Raw genomic sequence first — 16,861 nt, 5'->3', positions numbered from 1 at the left:
TCCTACTATTGGAAACCCGAGGTCCGGTGACGCGGCTCTCAGCGCACCCCGGGAGAACCTTGACACCGGCCTGCTCGGCGCTATATTTAACGAGTTCGTTAATTAACAGGATGGTGAAATGACCGACACGTTGAGCCGGACGTTCTCGGCCCTCGCCGACCCGACGCGGCGCGCCATCCTCGCGCGCCTGTCGGCGGGAGAAGCGACGGTGAACGAGCTCGCCGAACCGCTCCCGATGACCCTGCCCGCGGTGTCACGGCACCTGAAGGTGCTGGAGGAGGCCGGGCTGATCACCCGCGGCCGCACCCGCCAGTGGCGGCCCTGCCGGCTGGAGGCCAAGCCCCTGGAAGGCGTCGCCGACTGGGTCGCGACCTACCGCCGGTTCTGGGACGGCGGGTTCGACCGCCTCGAAGAGCACCTGCGGACCCTGACCGGCGGGCCCGGCGATGCCTGACCTCACCATCACCCGCGTGTTCGACGCGCCCCGCGAACTGGTCTTCACCGCGTGGACCGAGCCGGACCGGCTGGCGAGCTGGCTGGGGCCGCACGGCTACACCGGCTCCGCCGTCACCCTCGCCACCCGGCCCGGCGGCGCCTGGCGGGCGTGCATCCGCTCCCCCGAGGGCGACGAGCACTGGATGCACGGCGTCTACCGCGAGATCACCGCCCCCGAACGGCTCGTGTTCACCTTCGCCTGGGACACCGAAGGCGCCCTGCGCACCGAGACCCTCGTGACGATCGGCTTCGCCGACCTCGGCGGCAAGACCGAGATGACCTTCGTCCAGACCGGGTTCCCGACCGTCGCCGATCGCGACGGCCACGACGAGGGCTGGACCTCCAGCTTCGAGGACCTGACCGGCTTCATCCAAGGAAAGAAGGACGCCCGATGACCGCCACCCTGCCTCCGATCGCCTCGCCCGAAGAGTGGCAGGCCGCGCGAGACGCGCTGCTCGTCAAGGAGAAGGAGCTCATGAAGGCGGCCGACCACCTGGCCGCCGAACGCCGCCGGCTGCCCATGGTGCCCTTCCCGAAGGCCTACGAGTTCGACTCGGCCGGCGGCAAGAAGAGCCTGCTCGACCTGTTCGACGGCCGCCGCCAGCTGATCGTCTACCACTTCATGCTGCACCCGGGCGACGAGGCGGGCTGCCCCGGCTGTTCCCTGGTCGTCGACAACCTGCCGCACCTGGCGCACCTGCACGCCCGGGACGTCACGCTCACCGTCGTCGCGCCCGCCACCCTCGCCGAGATCGACCGGTACCGGACGCGCATGGGCTGGGACGTGCCGTGGGTGTCCGCGCACGGCAGCGCCTTCACCGGGGACTGCGGCGTCGGGACGGGCTTCGGCGTCAGCGTCTTCCTCCGCGACGGCGACGACGTGTACCGGACCTACTTCACCTCCGGCCGGGGCGGCGAGACCTTCATGGCGTCGCACCGGTACCTCGACATCACGCCGCTGGGGCGCCAGGAGGCGTGGGAGGAGGAGAGCCGCGGCGACGACGCTCCCAGCTCGTGGTGGCGCCGGCACGACGAGTACTGAACGTTCGTTCGCCCGCCGTGTCCGGTCCGCGTCCGCGGCTCCGACGACGGCTGCGTTCTCGCGGACGCTGGAGAAGGCGGACTGGAACACCCGCGTCGTCGGCGGTGACCTGGGCGCGACCCGGTCGTCCTCGGCGGCGGCGAGCCCGTTCGCCGAGGGCACCGCGCGGCTCGGCCTGGCGCTGGTGGAGACGCGCACCTTCGACGGCCAGGTCGTGCTGCCGCGCTTCCGCCGCGCGTGAAGCGGGCCCGGGCGCGGCCCGGGCCCCGACGGCGTCAGCGGGCGTTGGCCGCCCGCAGCGCGATCCACTGCCGCATGGCGTACTCGACCAGCGTGATCAGCGTCTGCTTGGTCGACTCGCGATCCCGCGCGTCACAGCGGACGATCGGGATGTTCGGGTCGATCGACAGCGCCTCGCGGACGTCGTTGATGTCGTGCTCCAGCACGCCGTCGAACGTGTTGACGCCGACGATGTACGGCAGGCCCCGGTCTTCGAAGAAGTCGATCGGGGCGAACGAGTCGGCCAGCCGCCGCGTGTCGGCCAGCACCACCGCGCCGATGGCGCCGCGGACGAGGTCGTCCCACATGAACCAGAACCGCTGCTGCCCGGGCGTGCCGAACAGGTAGAGGATCAGGTCCGCGTCCAGCGACACCCGGCCGAAGTCCATCGCCACCGTGGTCGTCGACTTGTTCGGGGTGTGGTCGAGGTTGTCGACGCCGACGCTGGCGTCGGTCATCATCGCCTCGGTGGTCAGCGGCACGATCTCCGAGACCGACCCGACGAAGGTCGTCTTCCCCGCACCGAAGCCGCCAGCCACCACGATCTTGGCGGATGTCATGGTCGGGGGCGCGGTGTCCCGCGGTGCCTTAAAGCCGACGGAGTCCACTCAAAACCCTTTCCATCAACACCAGATGTGCCTCGGCGCCGTCATTGCCCGTAATCGTCTTGTGCACCGTGACCAGCCCCGCGTCGGCCGCGTCGCTGATCAGCACCCGGGCCACCCCCAGAGGAACCCGCAGCGCCGAAACGATCTCGGCGACCGAACGGGGGGTCCGGCACTCTTCCATGATCGAGATGCACTCGATCTGCTCCGCGGCCACTTCGGGGAAGCCACCGGTGGCAGCGTAGTCCTTCGCGGAGATCAGTGTCTCCAGCTCCAGGGCGTAGTTCGCCCGGGTGCGGCCTCCGGTCAGCGCGTAGGGCCGGACGATCGCCGTCAGCTCCTCGGGCGCGGGCGGCTGCTCGAACACCGCGGGCATCACGAATTCGCCGCTGGGCGGGCCCGGGTCGAACAAACCGCCTGGTCTGGGGCTGTCCCCGTCGGTACTGCCGGGTGGAGAGACTAAAGAGGTCACACGATCTCCTTGGTCGGCCGACGGCGCGGGCGCCGGCGGATCCGCGGCCGCGTGCGCACCGGCGGCCGGGGGTTGCGGGGACTCCTTGCTCTTCTTGCGCTTCCGGCGGGCACGGCCGGAATCCAGCGTGAACCCGTTGAGGACGTCGGCGAACGTGCCGTCGTCCCCACGCCCGGCGGGGCTGCGCCCCGCGGGTGGTTCGCCGTCGAATCCGGACCCCGTGCTCATCGCGCCATCATCCCACCGGTTCGCCGATCAGCGACCCCCCGGAGCCCTGAAGCTGAGCGCGCAGCTCCGGGGTGAGGATCTGACCGACCCGGTCGACGAGCATCGTCATCTCGTAGGCGACCTGCCCGATGTCGCAGTTGGGGGCGGCGAGCACGGCCAGGCAGGAGCCGTCGCTGATCGACATCAGCACCATGATCCCCAGCTCCATCTCGACGACGGTCTCGTTGACCGCGCCGGCTTCGAAGCAGCGGGCCGCGCCCTGGGTGAGGCTGACCAGCCCGGAGGCGACCGCGGCGAGCTGGTCGGCCCGGTCGAGCGGAAGCCGGTTCGACGCGGTCAGCAGCAAGCCGTCCGCCGAGACGACCACGGCGTGGGCCACCCCGGGCACCCGCTCCGCGAAGTCGTTCACCAGCCAGCCGAACTGGTTCTGCGTCGGCTGAGCGCTACTCGGCGAGGTCATTCACCCTCCAAGGTCTCGTGGTTGGTCTCGGCCGCCTGTGCGGTGCGGTGGCGTCCGCGCTCGATGCCCTGCTGGAAACTCCGCAGGCGGCCGCGCACGTCGTGTGCGTCCCGTTGTGGTCGGGGGGCCGAGGCCCCGGTGGACGGTCCGGCGCTGCCCGGAAGCAGCTGCTCCCCGCGACGGCGCCGGGGCAATCCTGCCGAAGTGAACGTGGGCGGTGTCGACTGGGACACCGCTTGCACCGCGCGCCAGCCGTCGTCGGTGCCGAAATTCCACTCGGCGGTGGCCTCGACGGCGGTCTCTTCGTGGCGCGGAGCAGGCGTCTCCGGGGCTTTCCGGCTGGGCAGCGACGACGGCGGCACGGCGGGACGGCCGTTGGCGACCGGCAGCTGCCCGGAGTCCCGGAAGACGGCCGGGTCAGGCCCCGGCCGAGGCCGGCTCGGCTGCGGCAGGGGCACGGACCGCTGCGGCAGCTTGGCGGCCCCTCGGCTGGGCTGCGGGAGCTGCGGACGGGCGCTCTGGTCCGGCGCGGGGGCGGCCGGTCGCGAGTCCTCGGCGGGCGGTTGGGGGGTCGGCTGGGTGCCGTCCGCGAAGATGTCGCCCTGCAGCTTCGGCTGTGCCGGGGTGTCGGACTGCTCGGGTGCGTCGGGGTGCTCGGGGGCCTCCGGCTGCGCACCGGCTGGGGGCGCCGGGACTTGTGCGGCCGCGGCGGCCGGTGCGTCGCCCGGCTGCTGCTCAGCTCCGGGCTGCTGTCCGGGCTGCCCGAACATCTCCGGCGCGGCCTCGGTGGACTCCGCACCCTGCCCGGCATCCGGCGACCCAGCCTGCCGAGCCGCACCCGGCTGCCCGAACATCTCCGGCACAGCCTGCGCCGAACCCGCACCCGGCCCGGCACCCGGCTGAGCCACGCCCGGCTGCGTGAACATCTCCGGCGCGGCCGGTGCCGAATCAGCACCCTGCCCGGCACCCGGCGACCCAGCCCGCTGAGCCGCACCCGGCTGCCCGAACATCTCCGGCACGGCCTGCGCCGAACCCGCACCCGGCCCGGCACCCGGCTGAGCGACGCCCGGCTGCCGGAACATCTCCGGCGCGGCCGGTGCGGAATCCGCACCCGGCCCGGCCGGTCCTTCCGAACCGGCCCGCTGAGCCGCGCCCGGCCCGAACATCTCCGGCGAACCCGCGTCCGGCCCGGCAGCACCCGGCGAACCAGCCTGCTGAGCCGCGCTCCCCTGCCCGGCCGCTTCCGGCGTGCCTTGCGCCGGGCCGGAACTCTGCCCGGCCGTCTGCTGAGCCGCCGCCTGCTGAGCCGCCGCTGCGTCCTGAGCCGTCCCCAATCCCTGCACCGCCGGTGCAGCCGGGGCCGGCTGGGTCGCGCGCTGCTGGCCCCTTTGCGGCCGCTGGGCCGCGGCCTGGCGGCGGCCACGGGTCACGCCCTGCTGGAAGCTGCTCAGCCGCCCCCGCACGTCGGCCGGGTCGCGGACCGGGAGGTCCGGGCCCGCCGGGGCCGGCTTCGGGGTCGCCGCCGGGCCTGAGGGGGTGGCGCTGCCCGGGAGCAACTGCTCGCCGCGGCGGCGGCGCGGGAGGCCCGCCTCGGTGAAGGCCGTCGGCTCGGCCTTCGTCCGCTCCTGGACCGTGCGGAAGTTCTCGTCGCTCGGGAAGTCCCAGCTGCGGCGCTCCTCCGGCGCCGCCTCCGCCGAAGCGGCCGGTTCGTCCTCGGGCGACGGCTTGTCCTCGCGGAACCACGCCGACAGCATCTCGTCGAAGATCGGCGTCGTCTCCGAGCGGTCCGGCGCCGGGGCCGGCGGGGGCGGCTCGGAACCCGCCGTCGCCTCCTGCCACCAGTCGCTGAGCGTCGTCTCGTTGGCCGTGAACAGGTCCTTGCCCGCCGGGAGGTCGTCGCCGCGCGGCGGCTGCCCCTGCGGCAGCGGCAGCACCGCGGGCACCTGCGGCAGGGCCGGGCGCTGCGGCGGGACGTCGTCGTCCTTCTCGATGGGGGCGAACAGCGCCGTACCGGAAATCTCCAGGTCCGACGGCGGGCGCACGCCGGACAGGCCGGCGAGGTCGCTCGCCGACGGCCAGCGCTCCTCCCCCATCGCCGGCTGCGGCGGCACCACCGGGCGCGGGCGGGCGTGGCCGTTGACCGGGCGGCGCGGCAGCCGGTTGCCCGCCGCCGGGCTCGCCGGGTGCTGCTGCAGCGCGCCGATCGGGCCGGTGGCCGGGCCGTCGGTCACCGGCATCACCAGCTCCGCCGGGACGACGACGGTGGCGCGGACGCCGACGATGTCCTTGCCGCCGTGCAGCGACACCCCGATCCGGTGCCGGCTGGCCAGCCGGCCGACGACGAACAGGCCCATCCGCCGCGACGTCACCAGGTCGACCGACCCGGCCTCGGTCAGCCGGGTGTTGGCCTCGATGACCTCACACTCGTTCATCCCGATGCCCTTGTCCAGGATGTCGATGTGGAGCGAGCCGTCCTCGCCCAGCCGGGACGCCACGGTCACCGTGGTCTCCGGCGCGGAGAACGCCGCGGCGTTGTCCAGCAGCTCGGCGACCAGGCGCATCAGGTCGCTCGCCGCGTAGCCGACGATCCGGGCCGGGGGCGGCGGCTGCACCTGGACCCGCTGGTACTGCTCGATCTCCGACACCGCGGCGCGGAGCATGTCGGTGGTGCCGACCGGCTTCCCGGACCGGCGGCCCGGCTCGGCGCCGGAGAGCACCATCAGGTTCTCGTTGTTGCGCCGCATGCGGGTGGCGAGGTGGTCGAGCTGGAACAGCGTCGCCAGCTGGTCGGCGTCCTCTTCATCCCGCTCGAGCTGCTCGATCAGCTGCAGCTGCCGCTGCACCAGGCTCTGGCTGCGCCGCGAGAGGTTGACGAAGACACTGCCGTAGCCGGTCCGCATCGCGGCCTGCTCGGTGGCCAGCCGCAGCGCCTGGTGGTGCACCTTGTCGAAGGCGCGCGCCACCTCGCCGACCTCGTCGTCGGTGTGCACCGGGACCGGCCGGACGTCGGTGCCCTGCGCGCGGCCCTCCTGGATGTTGCGGACCGCCTCCGGCAGCGCGGTCTCGGCGACGTCGAGGGCGCTGCGGCGCAGCACCTTCAGCGAGCGCAGCAGCTGGCGGGTGATGAGGAAGACGACCGCGACGGCCAGCACCATCGCGGCGAACAGCAGCACCGCGAGCAGGCCGGCCCCGCTGCTGGACTCGTCGACCAGGTCCGCCGCCGTCCGCGCCGCCGACGCGCCGAGCCGGTCGGCGACCGAGCCGATCTGCGTGCGCATCGCCGCGGAGGCGGCGGTCCAGTCCGCGGCCGGCAGCGCGCGGAACGCGTTGTCCACCGCGCCGCTCTGCGCGTTCAGCACCGTCTCGACCATCCGGGCCCGGCTCTGCGCCTGCGCGCCTTCGGCGATCGCCGCGAAGTCGCGCTGCAGCGTGTCGCCCGCGGCGGAGCGGAAGTCGACGAGCCGGTCGGCGAGCCGCAGCTCGGCGGCGCGCAGGGTGGCCAGCTCGCTCGGCGTCAGGCCCGCGCGGCCGACGCCGTAGGAGACCAGGGCCTGGCTGAGCGACACCTGCTCGCCGGCGACCAGCAGTTCGTGCAGCCCGGCGGGCAGGCCGCCGAGGGTGCCGTCGCCGGCGCCCGCGGTGGCCGCCGTGTCGAGGCTGATGAGCGACCCGGTGAGGGCGGAGTACGCCGTGATGGCCTGGCCGGGGTCGAGCTGACCGCCGTCGACCTGACGGCGCAGGAAAGCGAGGTTGCCGACCTGCGCGGAGGCCGTGCCGGCGGCACCGGACACGCCGGGTTCGGCTTGGGCGGCGCGCGCCTGCTCCGCGGTGAAGGGGCCGGTGGCGGCGTCGGTGGCCTTGCGCGCCGCGGCCAGCTCGGGGGTGCCGCCGACGGTGCCCGCGGTCAGCATCGCCGAGGTGACCGTGCGTTCCTGCTGGAGGGCGGTGGTGAGCGAGCGCACGCCGCCGCCGAGCGCGACGAGCCGGTCGAGCCGCTGGTACTCGTCCGAGCGGCCGACCTGCGCGGCGATCGTCGCGATGCCCAGCACCAGCGCGAGGACGATCGGCACGACCGTGACGGCCGAAAGCTTGACGGGCAGGCTCCAGTCGCGCCACTGCACGAGGGCGCGCCACACGGCCTTTCCCTTGGACCGCCGGGGCGCTCGGCCGAGCAACTCCCCGACGGGCACCTGACCTTCTCCTGCAACGGTCACGTGAGTGACTCCCTGTCCGGCGTCATGGATCCGCGTCGGCGGCGCGGCGTCCCGGCTCGCGACGGGCCGCCGGACGGCCGTGCCGTCCCCGCCCTGCCGCTTCCCCGGCGCCCTCGCTCGTCCCCGGCCGCCCCGCCGTCCGCGCGCCCGTCGCCGGGCAGGCACCGCCTCGTCGCCTCGCGCCCGGGACCCTGCTGCCCGGGACTATGCACGTGCACGTCGCAACTTGCGTTGTGCACGGTGATCGAGATCAACTTTATCGGTGCCAATCGATCGCTGCGGTGAGCTGGGCCAAAGAATCGTACCCCCGATGCCGTGCCGGTCAATTGTGTTCCCCACTCGGGCGCTGACCTGCGAAAAGCGCTTTCGCGACCGGACACCGGCCAGGACATTTCGCCTCACCGCCCCCGAAGAGGGAATTCCGGTTACCGGACGCGGGGGCCCGTCGCATCCGGCCATCACCCGATTAGCCCAGGCAGGCTAGCAGTATCCCTCGGTCGATCTACACTGCGTACCACCAACGGGTGGGTCAAGTCTCAAGATGTGCCCGATGTTGTGGCGTTCCGCGTTCCCCGGCCCCGACCCGGTGATTTCTTTCGAAACCCGCCGCTGACCAGTGGCTCTTCGCCGCCCTCCCGGCCGCCGGGCCACCCGCGCGCCGGATCAAGTCCGGGAAACGACTACTTTCCGTGACCGGGTCGGCGAGCCGACCGGCGCCGTTCCCCCGTTCGCCGCAGCGCCCTCCCATCAATGCAACGTCCCGTCACAATTGTTTTCGGCATTACGGACGTTCTCCGCAGCGCGTTGTCACCCGCGTTGTGGCCGGTCACCCATTCGACACCGGGGCGGGAATACGAATACCGGCTCGCGGACCGACCGGACGGTCCGGCCGCCTTCGGCAGCCGCCGGATGGCGTAGTTACGATGTGCCCTCGCAGTCCGCAAGGGCGGCCCGGCTCCCTGTCCGCAGGCACCCGGGCCCGCCGCCACGGAGGCACTCTGCCGGAGGCACCATGTACGACGTAGCGCGGCCGACGCCGGCCAACGCCCTCGAGGAGACGAGCCGGATCCCGGTCCTGCCCGCGGGGCCCGGCCCGGCCGGGGTCCCACCCCACCGGCCCGCCGCCCCCTCGGGCCCCGACTACACCGCGATCCAGGCCAGCCCCGAGTTCGTCGCGCTGCGCCGCCGGTTCCGCGGCTTCGTCTTCCCGCTGAGCTTCGCCTTCTTCGCCTGGTACATGACGTACGTGCTGCTGGCCGCGTACGCGCACGACTTCATGAGCCGCAAGGTGTTCGGCCAGGTCAACGTCGCCATCCTGCTCGGCCTGGGCCAGTTCGCCAGCACCGCGCTGATCACCTGGCTCTACCTGCGGTACGCGCGCCGCCGGCTCGATCCACGCGTCGCCGCCCTGCGGGCGCGGGCGGGCCTGGCGGAAGACCAGCGCCGATGACCGCGCTCGCCGCGGCCGGGCAGCCCGCCAGCGACCCCGTCGTCAACACCGTCGTGTTCGCCCTGTTCGTGGCGATCACCCTGTACGTGGTCTACCGGGCCGGCAGCCGGACCTCCTCGACGTCGGACTACTACGCCGCGGGCAGCGCCTTCACCGGCCGCCAGAACGGCATCGCCCTCTCCGGGGACTTCCTCTCGGCGGCGTCGTTCCTCGGCATCGCGGGCGCGATCGCCGTCCACGGTTACGACGGCTTCCTCTACTCGATCGGCTTCCTGGTCGCCTGGCTGGTGGACCTGCTGCTGATCGCCGAGCTGCTGCGCAACACCGGCCGGTTCACGATGGGCGACGTCGTCAGCTTCCGGATGAACCAGCGCCCGGTGCGGGCCGCGGCGGCGACGTCGACCCTGGTGATCTCGCTGTTCTACATGCTGGCGCAGATGGCGGGCGCGGGCGGGCTGGTCGCCCTGCTGCTCAACATCCACACCCGGCTCGGGCAGGCGCTGGTGATCGGCGTGGTCGGGCTGGTCATGGTGCTGTACGTGCTGGTCGGCGGGATGAAGGGCACCACGTGGGTGCAGATCATCAAGGCCGGCGTGCTGATGCTGGCCGTGGTGCTGATCGCGGTGTTCCTGTTCGGCAAGTTCGGCTTCAGCTTCTCGAACCTGCTCTCGGCCGCGACCGAGAAGAGCCCGCTGGGCGAGCACCTCCTGGAACCCGGCGGCTCCTACGGCAAGGACAACACCACCAAGCTCGACTTCGTGTCGCTCGCGCTGGCCCTGGTGCTCGGCCTGTCGTCGCTGCCCCACCTGCTGATGCGCTTCTACACGGTGCCGAACTCCTTCGAGGCGCGCCGCTCGGTCGTCTGGGCCACCGTGTGCATGCTGATCTTCTACGTGTGCACGCTGGTGATCGGCTTCGGCGCGGCCGCGCTGGTCGGCGCGGACGAGATCAAGACCGCGCCGGGCGGGGAGAACTCGGCGGCGCCGCTGCTGGCGCTGCACATCGGCGGGACGCTGCTGCTGGGCGTGATCGCCGCGGTGGCGTTCGCGACGATCCTCGCGGTGGTGGCCGGCCTGACGATCACCGCGTCGGCCTCGTTCGCCCACGACGTCTACGCGAACATCTTCAAGCGCGGCAAGGCCGAGCCGGCGGACGAGGTCCGGGTGGCGCGGATGACCGCGATCGTGGTGGGCGCGCTGGCGATCGTCGGCGGCGTGCTGGCGAACGGGCAGAACGTCGCGTTCCTGGTGGCGCTGGCGTTCGCGGTGGCGGCGTCGGCGAACCTGTCGACGCTGCTGTACTCGTTGTTCTGGAAGCGGTTCAACACCACCGGCACGCTTTGGGGCATGTATGGCGGCCTGATCGCGTGCCTGCTGCTGGTGCTGTTCTCGCCGGTGGTCTCGGGCGCTCCGGACTCGGTCTTCCGGAGCATCGACTTCGCCTGGTTCCCGCTGAAGAACCCGGGCCTGGTGTCGATCCCGTTCTCGTTCCTGTGCGGGTTCGTCGGAACGCTGGTGGGCCGGCCGAAGGCGGACGCGGAAAAGCAGGCGGAGATGGAGGTCCGCTCGATGACCGGCATCGGGAGCTGATCCCCCGGCCGGCCCGCGTCACGCGCGCAGGCCGTCCAGGATCACGTTCAGCACGCGCCGGCCGTCGTCCGGGCTGCAGTTGCGCACGGCCATCCCGGCGCCGTGGCCCAGCCGGAGGACGTCCGCCCCGACGACGTCCGGGCGGACCAGGCCGGCCTCCTGCGCCGCTTCGACGAGCACGCCGGTCGCTTCGCGAAGCCGCTTCTGGCAGTACAGGAAGGTCTCCGAGCCGGAATCGATGGACTCCTTGAGGATCGTCGCCAGCTTGTGCCGCTCGACGACCCAGGTGACCTGGGCGAGCAGCCACGCTTCCAGGGCCTCCCACGGCGGCAGCTCGTCGTGCAGCACGAACGCGCGGTCGGCGAGCACCGTGATCTCGTCGCGGTAGACCGCTTCGAACAGCTTTTCCCGGGTCGGGAAGTGCCGGTAGAGGGTGCCCGCGCCGACGCCGGCCTTCTTGGCGACGTCGTCCAGCGGCACGTCGGCGCCATGGGCGGTGAAGAGGTCCTTCGCCGTCGCGACGATGCGCTCGTAGTTGCGCCGCGCGTCCGCGCGCATCGGACGCTCACCCGCCTCGGGCATCCCGGCCTCCTCGCCACTTAACCGGAGAGATTCTCCGAATTCACTTGCGCATCCGGAGACACTCTCCATATTATCGGATCACAGCCAAGCGGAGAACATCTCCGCTTCATCTCTTACTCCTTGGGGGAGTATCCCTTGTCGCACCAGACACTCGACCGTGCGCCCGCACCGGTCCGGGGCCGGCGCAGCGGGCTGGTCCTCGCGATCATCCTGACCTGCCAGCTCATGCTCGTCCTCGACGCGACGGTGATGAACGTCGCACTCCCGCGCATCCAGTCCGACCTGGGGTTTTCCGCCACCGGCCTGTCCTGGGTGATGACGGCCTACAGCCTCGTCTTCGGCGGCCTGCTGCTGCTCGGCGGCCGGGCGGGCGACCTGTTCGGACGGCGGCGCATGTTCGTCGCGGGCACCGCGCTGTTCACCCTCGCCTCGCTGGCCGGCGGCCTCGCCGACTCGGCCGCGCTCCTCATCACCGCTCGCGTCCTGCAGGGGGTCGGCGCCGCGATGGCGGGTCCGAGCACCCTGGCGCTGGTCACGACGACGTTCACCGAGGCCAAGGCCCGCGTCCGCGCGCTGGCGCTGTTCTCCGCGATGTCGAGCGGCGGCTTCGCGATCGGCCTGATCGTCGGCGGCCTGCTCACCGAGTGGATTTCGTGGCGCGCCGCGCTGTTCATCAACGTCCCGTTCGGCGTGGCGATCGCCCTGCTCGCCCCGCGGTTCGTGCCCGAACCCGAACGCCGCCGGGCGCACCTGGACCTGCCCGGGGCGATCACCGGCACCCTCGGCGTCGGCGCGCTCGTGTTCGCCTTCACCCACGCCGCGTCCGACGGCTGGGGCAACCCGGTGACGCTCGGCTCGCTCGCCGGCGGCCTGACGCTGCTCGCCGGCTTCGTCGCCATCGAAGCCCGCACCGCGACACCGCTGGTCCCGCTGCGGCTGTTCGCCGACCGCAACCGCAGCGCGGCCTACGTCAACTTCTTCCTCGGGCCGATGGCGATGATGTCGATGTTCTTCTTCCTGACCCAGTTCATGCAGGACATCCGGCACTTCGCGGCGCTGGCGACCGGGTTCGCGTTCCTGCCGATGGCGGTGCTGATCTTCACGATGAGCCGGCTCGTGCCGCGGCTGCTCCCCCGCTACGGCCCGAAGCCCCTGGCCGTCACCGGCTCGCTCCTGATGGTCACCGGCGTCGGCTGGCTCACGCTGCTCACCACGAACAGCACGTACTTCCCGGCGTTGCTCGGGCCGCTGCTGCTGATGGGCCTCGGCGGCGGGCTGTCGTTCGCCCCGCTGAACGTGATCGTGATGGCCACCGTGCCGAACGAAGACGCGGGCGCGGCGGGCGGCGTGCTGCAGACGATGCAGCAGGTCGGCAGCACGCTCGGGCTGGCCGTCCTGGTCACGGTGTTCGGCTCGGTCACCCGCTCGGCGGGCACGACGGGCGCGCAGCTGACGGTCGACGGCATGACGGCGGCGTTCTCGACCGCCGCGGTGTTCGCCGCCTGCACGGTGCTGGTGGCGCTGACCTTCCGCCGTCAGCTCCCGGCTACAGCTTCTGCCCGGCCTTGACCTTGTGCGTCACCCGGCGCTCGACGAGGAACGAGACGAACGGGACGCAGCCGGCCAGCAGCACCAGCACGGTGCCCTTGATCGACCAGCGGGCCTTGATCGCCAGGTCGATGGTGAGCACCAGGTAGATCATGTAGAGCACGCCGTGGATGGGCGAGTAGATCGCCGACGGCGTCGGGTTGCCGAAGGCGTACCGCAGCACCATCACGAAGCACAGGCCCAGCAGGCCGACACCGGTGACGTAGGCGGCGGTGCGGAACCGCACCAGGGGGCCGGCGAGCGGCACGGCGGTCCGGGCGCCTTCGGTGCTGGTGGTCATCGGGTCGTCCTCACTCTGCGGCCTGCTGATCGCGGGCGTTCAGCTCGCGCAGGTAACGGTTGTAGGCGGCCAGCTCCTCGTCCTCGTCGGTGATCGCCTCGGCGACGTCCGGACGGGGGCGTGGAGCGGGCACCGCGGGTTTGTCTTCCGGCTCGACGCGCTGCTCGGCCGCTTCGGTTCCAGCTTCGGCTTCGGCTTCGGCCTTCTGCCGGAGCTTGCTGATCCGCCAGAACATGAAGGCCGGGAAGAGCCCGAACAGCGGCCACTGCAGGACGTAGCCGAGGTTCTGGAAGGTGCCGTTCGCGGAGGTGAAGCGGTCCCACTGCCACCAGGCGAGCCCGCAGCAGACGAGCAGGCTCACCAGGCAGGTCGCGACGATCGCGATCCGCCGTCCCCACGGGGAGGCCGCCGGTGGCGGGGAAGCTGGCACGCTCCGACGCTAGCACTGGCGAGCTGAGGGACGACGCGCGGTCGCGGCCGAGGTGGCCAGGCTCTCAGCCCTGCTTGCGCACCGACTGGGCGGCCTTCGCATACCCGTCCGCGAGCCCGAACACCTTCTGCGCGTACTCCGTCGAGTTGTTGTAGGACAGGATCCCCGCCCACCACCCGCTCGGACCGGCCATGTCCCGGCCGCCCGCGCACAGGTACCGCGCCGCCGCCAAGGCCGCGTCGTCGATCTGCTGGGGGTCGCCGAGGCCGTCGCCGTTGCCGTCGGAGGCCCACTTGCGCCAGGTGCCCGGGATGAACTGCATCGGGCCGACCGCCCGGTCCACCCCGGCGTCGCCGTCGTAGCGGCCGCCGTCCGTGTCGCCGATCGCCTGGACTCCGGCCGATCCGTCGAGCGGGACGCCGGTGATCGGTTTGGAGGGGCGGCCGTCGGCGCCGAGGACGGCGCCCGCGTACTGGCCGTGGTTGGACTCGATGCGGCCGATGCCCGCGAGGGTGGCCCACGAGATCTTGCAGCCCGGCTGGTCCGCGCGCAGCGCCAATTCCGCGTTGCCGTAGGCCTGCAGGGCCCGCGCCGGGACCCCGGTGGCCGCCGCGACCTGGGCCGCCCACTGGGACAGCGTCGCCGGCCCCGTGCTGTGGGCCTGCTGGGGAGACGTCTGCTGCTCCGCCCCGCCCGCCACCGCGCCGCCGGCCGGGGCGACCGAGCCCGGGCGGACGTCGGCCGCCTTGACCTGCAAGGCGGGGATTTCGGTGGTGGTCGGGCTCGCCTCCGGCGTCGCGGCGCGGGTGACGAGCCAGATCCCGCCGCCGGCCACCGCCAGCACGGCGAGGACCACGAGCAGTCGGGTGAGCACGGCGACGCCCGGAGAGCGCGGTGCCGGTGCGGCGGGGACGGCTTCCTCGGCACTCGGGCCGATCGGGTCGTCCTCGGTCTTTCCGGTCCTGGTGCGCACGAAACTCCGGTCCTCCAGCGTGGTGTCGACGAACTGTCAACGAGCCCGCGCAGGTTAGCGTTACGCGGGTCGTCTCGATCGTCTCATCACACCGGGTCACCCAGCCGAGTGGAAAACGTCTCGTCAGGCGGATTTCTGCTGCCGCGCGAGCCGCGCCACGCACCAGGCCGGGGCGCTGCCGCGGCGCAGGTGCTGCAGGACGGTCATCGGCCCGAGCCGGCGGCTCAGGTCGGACGGCGCCAGCCCGGCCGCCCGGTAGTCGAGAGCCCGCTGGTCGAGCGGGCTGATGCCGGCGTCCCACCACTCCTCGGCTTCGGCGACGCCGCCGACCATCTGCCACCAGCCCGCGGCGGCGGTGAGGAGCTCTTCGGGCACCTCCGGCAGCCGGCTGCGCATCGCGGCGAGGTAGCCGGGATCGGCCGACTCGACGGGGACGAACCGCGACTGTCCGGTCCGGGCTCGCTGGCCGGGAATGCCCGGGGCTTGCGCGGGAGCGTCGGCCAGCCACGCGGAAGCGATGCGGTCGACCTCCTGCTCCTCGGGAGTCCTCTCGCGCTCGGCGGCCCACTGCCGGATCAACGCGTCCACTCCGGGATCTCCGGTCATCCCTGCCTCCTATGTAGGTCCCCGACGGACAGGCCTGACGCCTGTCCCACGCGGTGGTGCCGCACGCACCAACCTGCACCTTGCTGAGTGGAAACTGCCTGCGTACCGGGGTTCTCCGGGGGGATGGCGAACCACCCGATCACGCAATGTGAGCACCGTAGGGCCGGGGTGGTCGTCTTCGCCAGACCCCGGGTGCCACGAATTCGACGACCTGCGCGTTTTCGGCCGCAATCCACCCGGATGGTCGAGTGTCGGAGTCCGAAATCCGGGATCGGTGACGCAGGGTGATTTACCGTCCGTTAACACGCACGGTAGCCACCGGCACCGCCCGTGGCGGCGCCGGTACGCAGAAGCACCAGGTCAGGAGAAGAGGGCGCGGAAGAACGTGACGATCGCTTCGGCGCCGTCCTTGAGCCAGCCGAGCACGCGGTGCACGAAGTCGGCGGACTGGGTGGGCTGGGTGATCAGGAGGAAGAGCACGAGCGCGACCACGCCCACGATGAGAATCTTCTTGACGCCGCCCGACATGCGCTTCCTCCCCGGCTCGCCGTCCCCGTCCTGGGAGTGGCCACCCCAATACTGTAGGGAAGGCGTGCGTGGAAGACACCTCGATCAACCCAGGAGCGGCCATGTCCCGGAACGTGCTGGTGCAGCGGGACGGCGCGGTGACGACGATCACCATCGATCGCCCGGCCGCGCGCAACGCCGTCGACGCGCCCACGGCGGCGGAGCTGGCCGACGCCTTCCGCGCGTTCGACGCCGACCCGGACGCGGCCGTCGCGGTGCTGACCGGAGCCGGCGGCGCGTTCTGCGCGGGGGCCGATCTGAAGGCGATCGGCACCGACCGGATGAACCGCACTCGCCCGGACGGGGACGGCCCGATGGGGCCCACCCGGATGGCCCTCGGCAAGCCGGTGATCGCGGCGGTCCACGGGCCGGCCGTCGCGGGCGGGCTCGAGCTGGCGCTGTGGTGCGACCTGCGCGTCGCGGACGCGACGGCGGTGTTCGGCGTGTTCTGCCGCCGCTGGGGCGTCCCGCTGATCGACGGCGGGACGGTGCGGCTGCCGCGCCTGATCGGCCAGTCGCGCGCGATGGACCTGATCCTCACCGGCCGGCCGGTCGACGCCACCGAGGCCGTCGAGATCGGCTTGGCCAACCGGCTGGTGCCGGCCGGCGAGGCGGTGACGGCGGCTCAGGAGCTGGCCCGGCAGCTGGCGGCGTTCCCCCAGGCCTGCCTGCGCGGCGACCGCCGCTCCGCGCTGGCCCAGTGGGGCGAGTCCGAAGAGGACGCCCTGGCGGCCGAGTTCGCCGCAGCGATGGGCACGGGCGTCCTGGCGGCGGAGGCGGTCGAGGGCGCCGCCCGCTTCACCGGCGGCGAAGGCCGCCACGGCACCTTCACGTGAGGCATCACCCGTGATCGGGAGGTCAACTCGCGTGATTGAGGAGTCGACTCGTGGAGTTGCCCCGGTGGGGCGGACACGGGGTTGTTAGGCAGCCGGGGCCTGACGATAGTTGGTTCGGGTTTCGGCTGGGGTGTTCTGGCCGATG

17 protein-coding genes are annotated in these 16,861 nt (G+C 72.3%); 7 read left to right on the top strand and 10 right to left on the bottom strand.

The genetic code is table 11. The features are described from left to right. Nucleotides 1-118: 118 nt before the first annotated feature. Genes AB0M30_RS20450 through AB0M30_RS20440 form a run of 3 tightly spaced genes read left to right on the top strand, consistent with a single transcriptional unit; the run spans nucleotide 119 to nucleotide 1,537 of the window. Complete coding sequence (locus AB0M30_RS20450) at nucleotides 119-454, top strand: metalloregulator ArsR/SmtB family transcription factor (protein WP_103342913.1); 336 nt, start codon at nucleotides 119-121, stop codon at nucleotides 452-454. Beyond that, nucleotides 447-890, top strand: coding sequence for an SRPBCC domain-containing protein (locus tag AB0M30_RS20445; RefSeq protein WP_364585696.1), 444 nt, complete (start codon nucleotides 447-449; stop codon nucleotides 888-890). The genes AB0M30_RS20450 and AB0M30_RS20445 overlap by 8 nt, the downstream gene beginning before the upstream one ends. Next, a complete protein-coding gene (locus AB0M30_RS20440) occupies nucleotides 887-1,537 on the top strand; it encodes a DUF899 domain-containing protein (protein ID WP_364585694.1) in 651 nt (216 codons plus the stop codon). Before AB0M30_RS20445 ends, AB0M30_RS20440 begins: the two co-directional genes overlap by 4 nt. 275 nt (nucleotides 1,538-1,812) lie before the next feature. Here AB0M30_RS20440 and AB0M30_RS20435 read toward each other — a convergent pair whose 3' ends face one another. The 4 genes from AB0M30_RS20435 to AB0M30_RS20420 are packed head-to-tail and all read right to left on the bottom strand — an operon-like array spanning nucleotide 1,813 to nucleotide 7,771. Next, the gene (locus tag AB0M30_RS20435; RefSeq protein WP_013224365.1) at nucleotides 1,813-2,376 is read right to left on the bottom strand and encodes an ATP/GTP-binding protein; all 564 of its coding nucleotides are present in this window, start codon (nucleotides 2,374-2,376) and stop codon (nucleotides 1,813-1,815) included. Between the two features lie 28 nt (nucleotides 2,377-2,404). After that, a complete protein-coding gene (locus AB0M30_RS20430; protein ID WP_233226201.1) occupies nucleotides 2,405-3,121 on the bottom strand; it encodes a DUF742 domain-containing protein in 717 nt (238 codons plus the stop codon). Between the two features lie 7 nt (nucleotides 3,122-3,128). Next, nucleotides 3,129-3,581, bottom strand: coding sequence for a roadblock/LC7 domain-containing protein (locus AB0M30_RS20425; RefSeq protein WP_004561253.1), 453 nt, complete (start codon nucleotides 3,579-3,581; stop codon nucleotides 3,129-3,131). After that, complete coding sequence (locus AB0M30_RS20420) at nucleotides 3,578-7,771, bottom strand: nitrate- and nitrite sensing domain-containing protein (protein WP_364586005.1); 4,194 nt, start codon at nucleotides 7,769-7,771, stop codon at nucleotides 3,578-3,580. Before AB0M30_RS20420 ends, AB0M30_RS20425 begins: the two co-directional genes overlap by 4 nt. A gap of 1,036 nt (nucleotides 7,772-8,807) precedes the next feature. On the opposite strand from AB0M30_RS20420, the gene AB0M30_RS20415 reads away from it, so the two are divergent. Beyond that, entirely contained in the window at nucleotides 8,808-9,245 is a 438-nt protein-coding gene (locus AB0M30_RS20415) for a DUF485 domain-containing protein (protein WP_364585692.1), read from the top strand. Further along, nucleotides 9,242-10,834, top strand: a complete 1,593-nt coding sequence (locus tag AB0M30_RS20410) for a cation acetate symporter (protein WP_364585690.1) — start codon at nucleotides 9,242-9,244, stop codon at nucleotides 10,832-10,834. The genes AB0M30_RS20415 and AB0M30_RS20410 overlap by 4 nt, the downstream gene beginning before the upstream one ends. 18 nt (nucleotides 10,835-10,852) lie before the next feature. Here the strand turns inward: AB0M30_RS20410 and AB0M30_RS20405 are convergent, their stop codons facing one another. Beyond that, nucleotides 10,853-11,416, bottom strand: a complete 564-nt coding sequence (locus AB0M30_RS20405; RefSeq protein ID WP_364585688.1) for a TetR/AcrR family transcriptional regulator — start codon at nucleotides 11,414-11,416, stop codon at nucleotides 10,853-10,855. Nucleotides 11,417-11,551: 135 nt separating this feature from the next. On the opposite strand from AB0M30_RS20405, the gene AB0M30_RS20400 reads away from it, so the two are divergent. Further along, nucleotides 11,552-12,985, top strand: a complete 1,434-nt coding sequence (locus tag AB0M30_RS20400; protein WP_364585686.1) for an MFS transporter — start codon at nucleotides 11,552-11,554, stop codon at nucleotides 12,983-12,985. Here AB0M30_RS20400 and AB0M30_RS20395 read toward each other — a convergent pair. The 5 genes from AB0M30_RS20395 to AB0M30_RS20375 all read right to left on the bottom strand — a co-directional run bounded on the left by AB0M30_RS20395 (nucleotide 12,963) and on the right by AB0M30_RS20375 (nucleotide 15,841). Then, nucleotides 12,963-13,304 carry a DUF3817 domain-containing protein gene (locus AB0M30_RS20395; protein WP_013224358.1) on the bottom strand — a complete coding sequence of 114 codons (342 nt, stop codon included), beginning with the start codon at nucleotides 13,302-13,304 and terminating at the stop codon, nucleotides 12,963-12,965. The two genes, AB0M30_RS20400 and AB0M30_RS20395, sit on opposite strands and share 23 nt — an antisense overlap. Before the next feature lie 10 nt (nucleotides 13,305-13,314). Continuing rightward, complete coding sequence (locus AB0M30_RS20390) at nucleotides 13,315-13,689, bottom strand: hypothetical protein (RefSeq protein ID WP_364586003.1); 375 nt, start codon at nucleotides 13,687-13,689, stop codon at nucleotides 13,315-13,317. Between the two features lie 109 nt (nucleotides 13,690-13,798). Further along, nucleotides 13,799-14,707: a lytic murein transglycosylase gene (locus tag AB0M30_RS20385; RefSeq protein WP_364585684.1), complete on the bottom strand. Its 909-nt coding sequence runs from the start codon at nucleotides 14,705-14,707 to the stop codon at nucleotides 13,799-13,801. A gap of 123 nt (nucleotides 14,708-14,830) precedes the next feature. Next, a complete protein-coding gene (locus AB0M30_RS20380) occupies nucleotides 14,831-15,313 on the bottom strand; it encodes a hypothetical protein (protein WP_013224355.1) in 483 nt (160 codons plus the stop codon). Nucleotides 15,314-15,673: 360 nt separating this feature from the next. Continuing rightward, nucleotides 15,674-15,841, bottom strand: coding sequence for a hypothetical protein (locus tag AB0M30_RS20375; protein WP_014466828.1), 168 nt, complete (start codon nucleotides 15,839-15,841; stop codon nucleotides 15,674-15,676). A 101-nt stretch (nucleotides 15,842-15,942) separates the two neighbouring features. Here AB0M30_RS20375 and AB0M30_RS20370 point away from each other — a divergent pair, with 101 nt between their 5' ends. Further along, on the top strand, nucleotides 15,943-16,716 hold the full coding sequence (locus AB0M30_RS20370) for a crotonase/enoyl-CoA hydratase family protein (RefSeq protein ID WP_364585682.1): 774 nt from the start codon (nucleotides 15,943-15,945) through the stop codon (nucleotides 16,714-16,716). The last annotated feature ends 145 nt before the right edge of the window (nucleotides 16,717-16,861 follow it).

This window comes from Amycolatopsis sp. NPDC051716 (genome assembly GCF_040681595.1).
In the GTDB taxonomy this organism is placed as follows: Bacteria; Actinomycetota; Actinomycetes; order Mycobacteriales; family Pseudonocardiaceae; genus Amycolatopsis.
This window is presented reverse-complemented; position numbering and strand designations above follow the sequence as displayed.

Bases quoted from the DNA above. Each gene is read 5' to 3' on its own strand.
- AB0M30_RS20450 (WP_103342913.1), top strand. From the start codon at position 119: ATGACCGACACGTTGAGCCGGACGTTCTCGGCCCTCGCCGACCCGACG.
- AB0M30_RS20445 (WP_364585696.1), top strand. From the start codon at position 447: ATGCCTGACCTCACCATCACCCGCGTGTTCGACGCGCCCCGCGAACTG.
- AB0M30_RS20440 (WP_364585694.1), top strand. From the start codon at position 887: ATGACCGCCACCCTGCCTCCGATCGCCTCGCCCGAAGAGTGGCAGGCC.
- AB0M30_RS20435 (WP_013224365.1), bottom strand. From the start codon at position 2,376: ATGACATCCGCCAAGATCGTGGTGGCTGGCGGCTTCGGTGCGGGGAAG.
- AB0M30_RS20430 (WP_233226201.1), bottom strand. From the start codon at position 3,121: ATGAGCACGGGGTCCGGATTCGACGGCGAACCACCCGCGGGGCGCAGC.
- AB0M30_RS20425 (WP_004561253.1), bottom strand. From the start codon at position 3,581: ATGACCTCGCCGAGTAGCGCTCAGCCGACGCAGAACCAGTTCGGCTGG.
- AB0M30_RS20415 (WP_364585692.1), top strand. From the start codon at position 8,808: ATGTACGACGTAGCGCGGCCGACGCCGGCCAACGCCCTCGAGGAGACG.
- AB0M30_RS20410 (WP_364585690.1), top strand. From the start codon at position 9,242: ATGACCGCGCTCGCCGCGGCCGGGCAGCCCGCCAGCGACCCCGTCGTC.
- AB0M30_RS20405 (WP_364585688.1), bottom strand. From the start codon at position 11,416: ATGCCCGAGGCGGGTGAGCGTCCGATGCGCGCGGACGCGCGGCGCAAC.
- AB0M30_RS20395 (WP_013224358.1), bottom strand. From the start codon at position 13,304: ATGACCACCAGCACCGAAGGCGCCCGGACCGCCGTGCCGCTCGCCGGC.
- AB0M30_RS20380 (WP_013224355.1), bottom strand. From the start codon at position 15,313: ATGACCGGAGATCCCGGAGTGGACGCGTTGATCCGGCAGTGGGCCGCC.
- AB0M30_RS20375 (WP_014466828.1), bottom strand. From the start codon at position 15,841: ATGTCGGGCGGCGTCAAGAAGATTCTCATCGTGGGCGTGGTCGCGCTC.
- AB0M30_RS20370 (WP_364585682.1), top strand. From the start codon at position 15,943: ATGTCCCGGAACGTGCTGGTGCAGCGGGACGGCGCGGTGACGACGATC.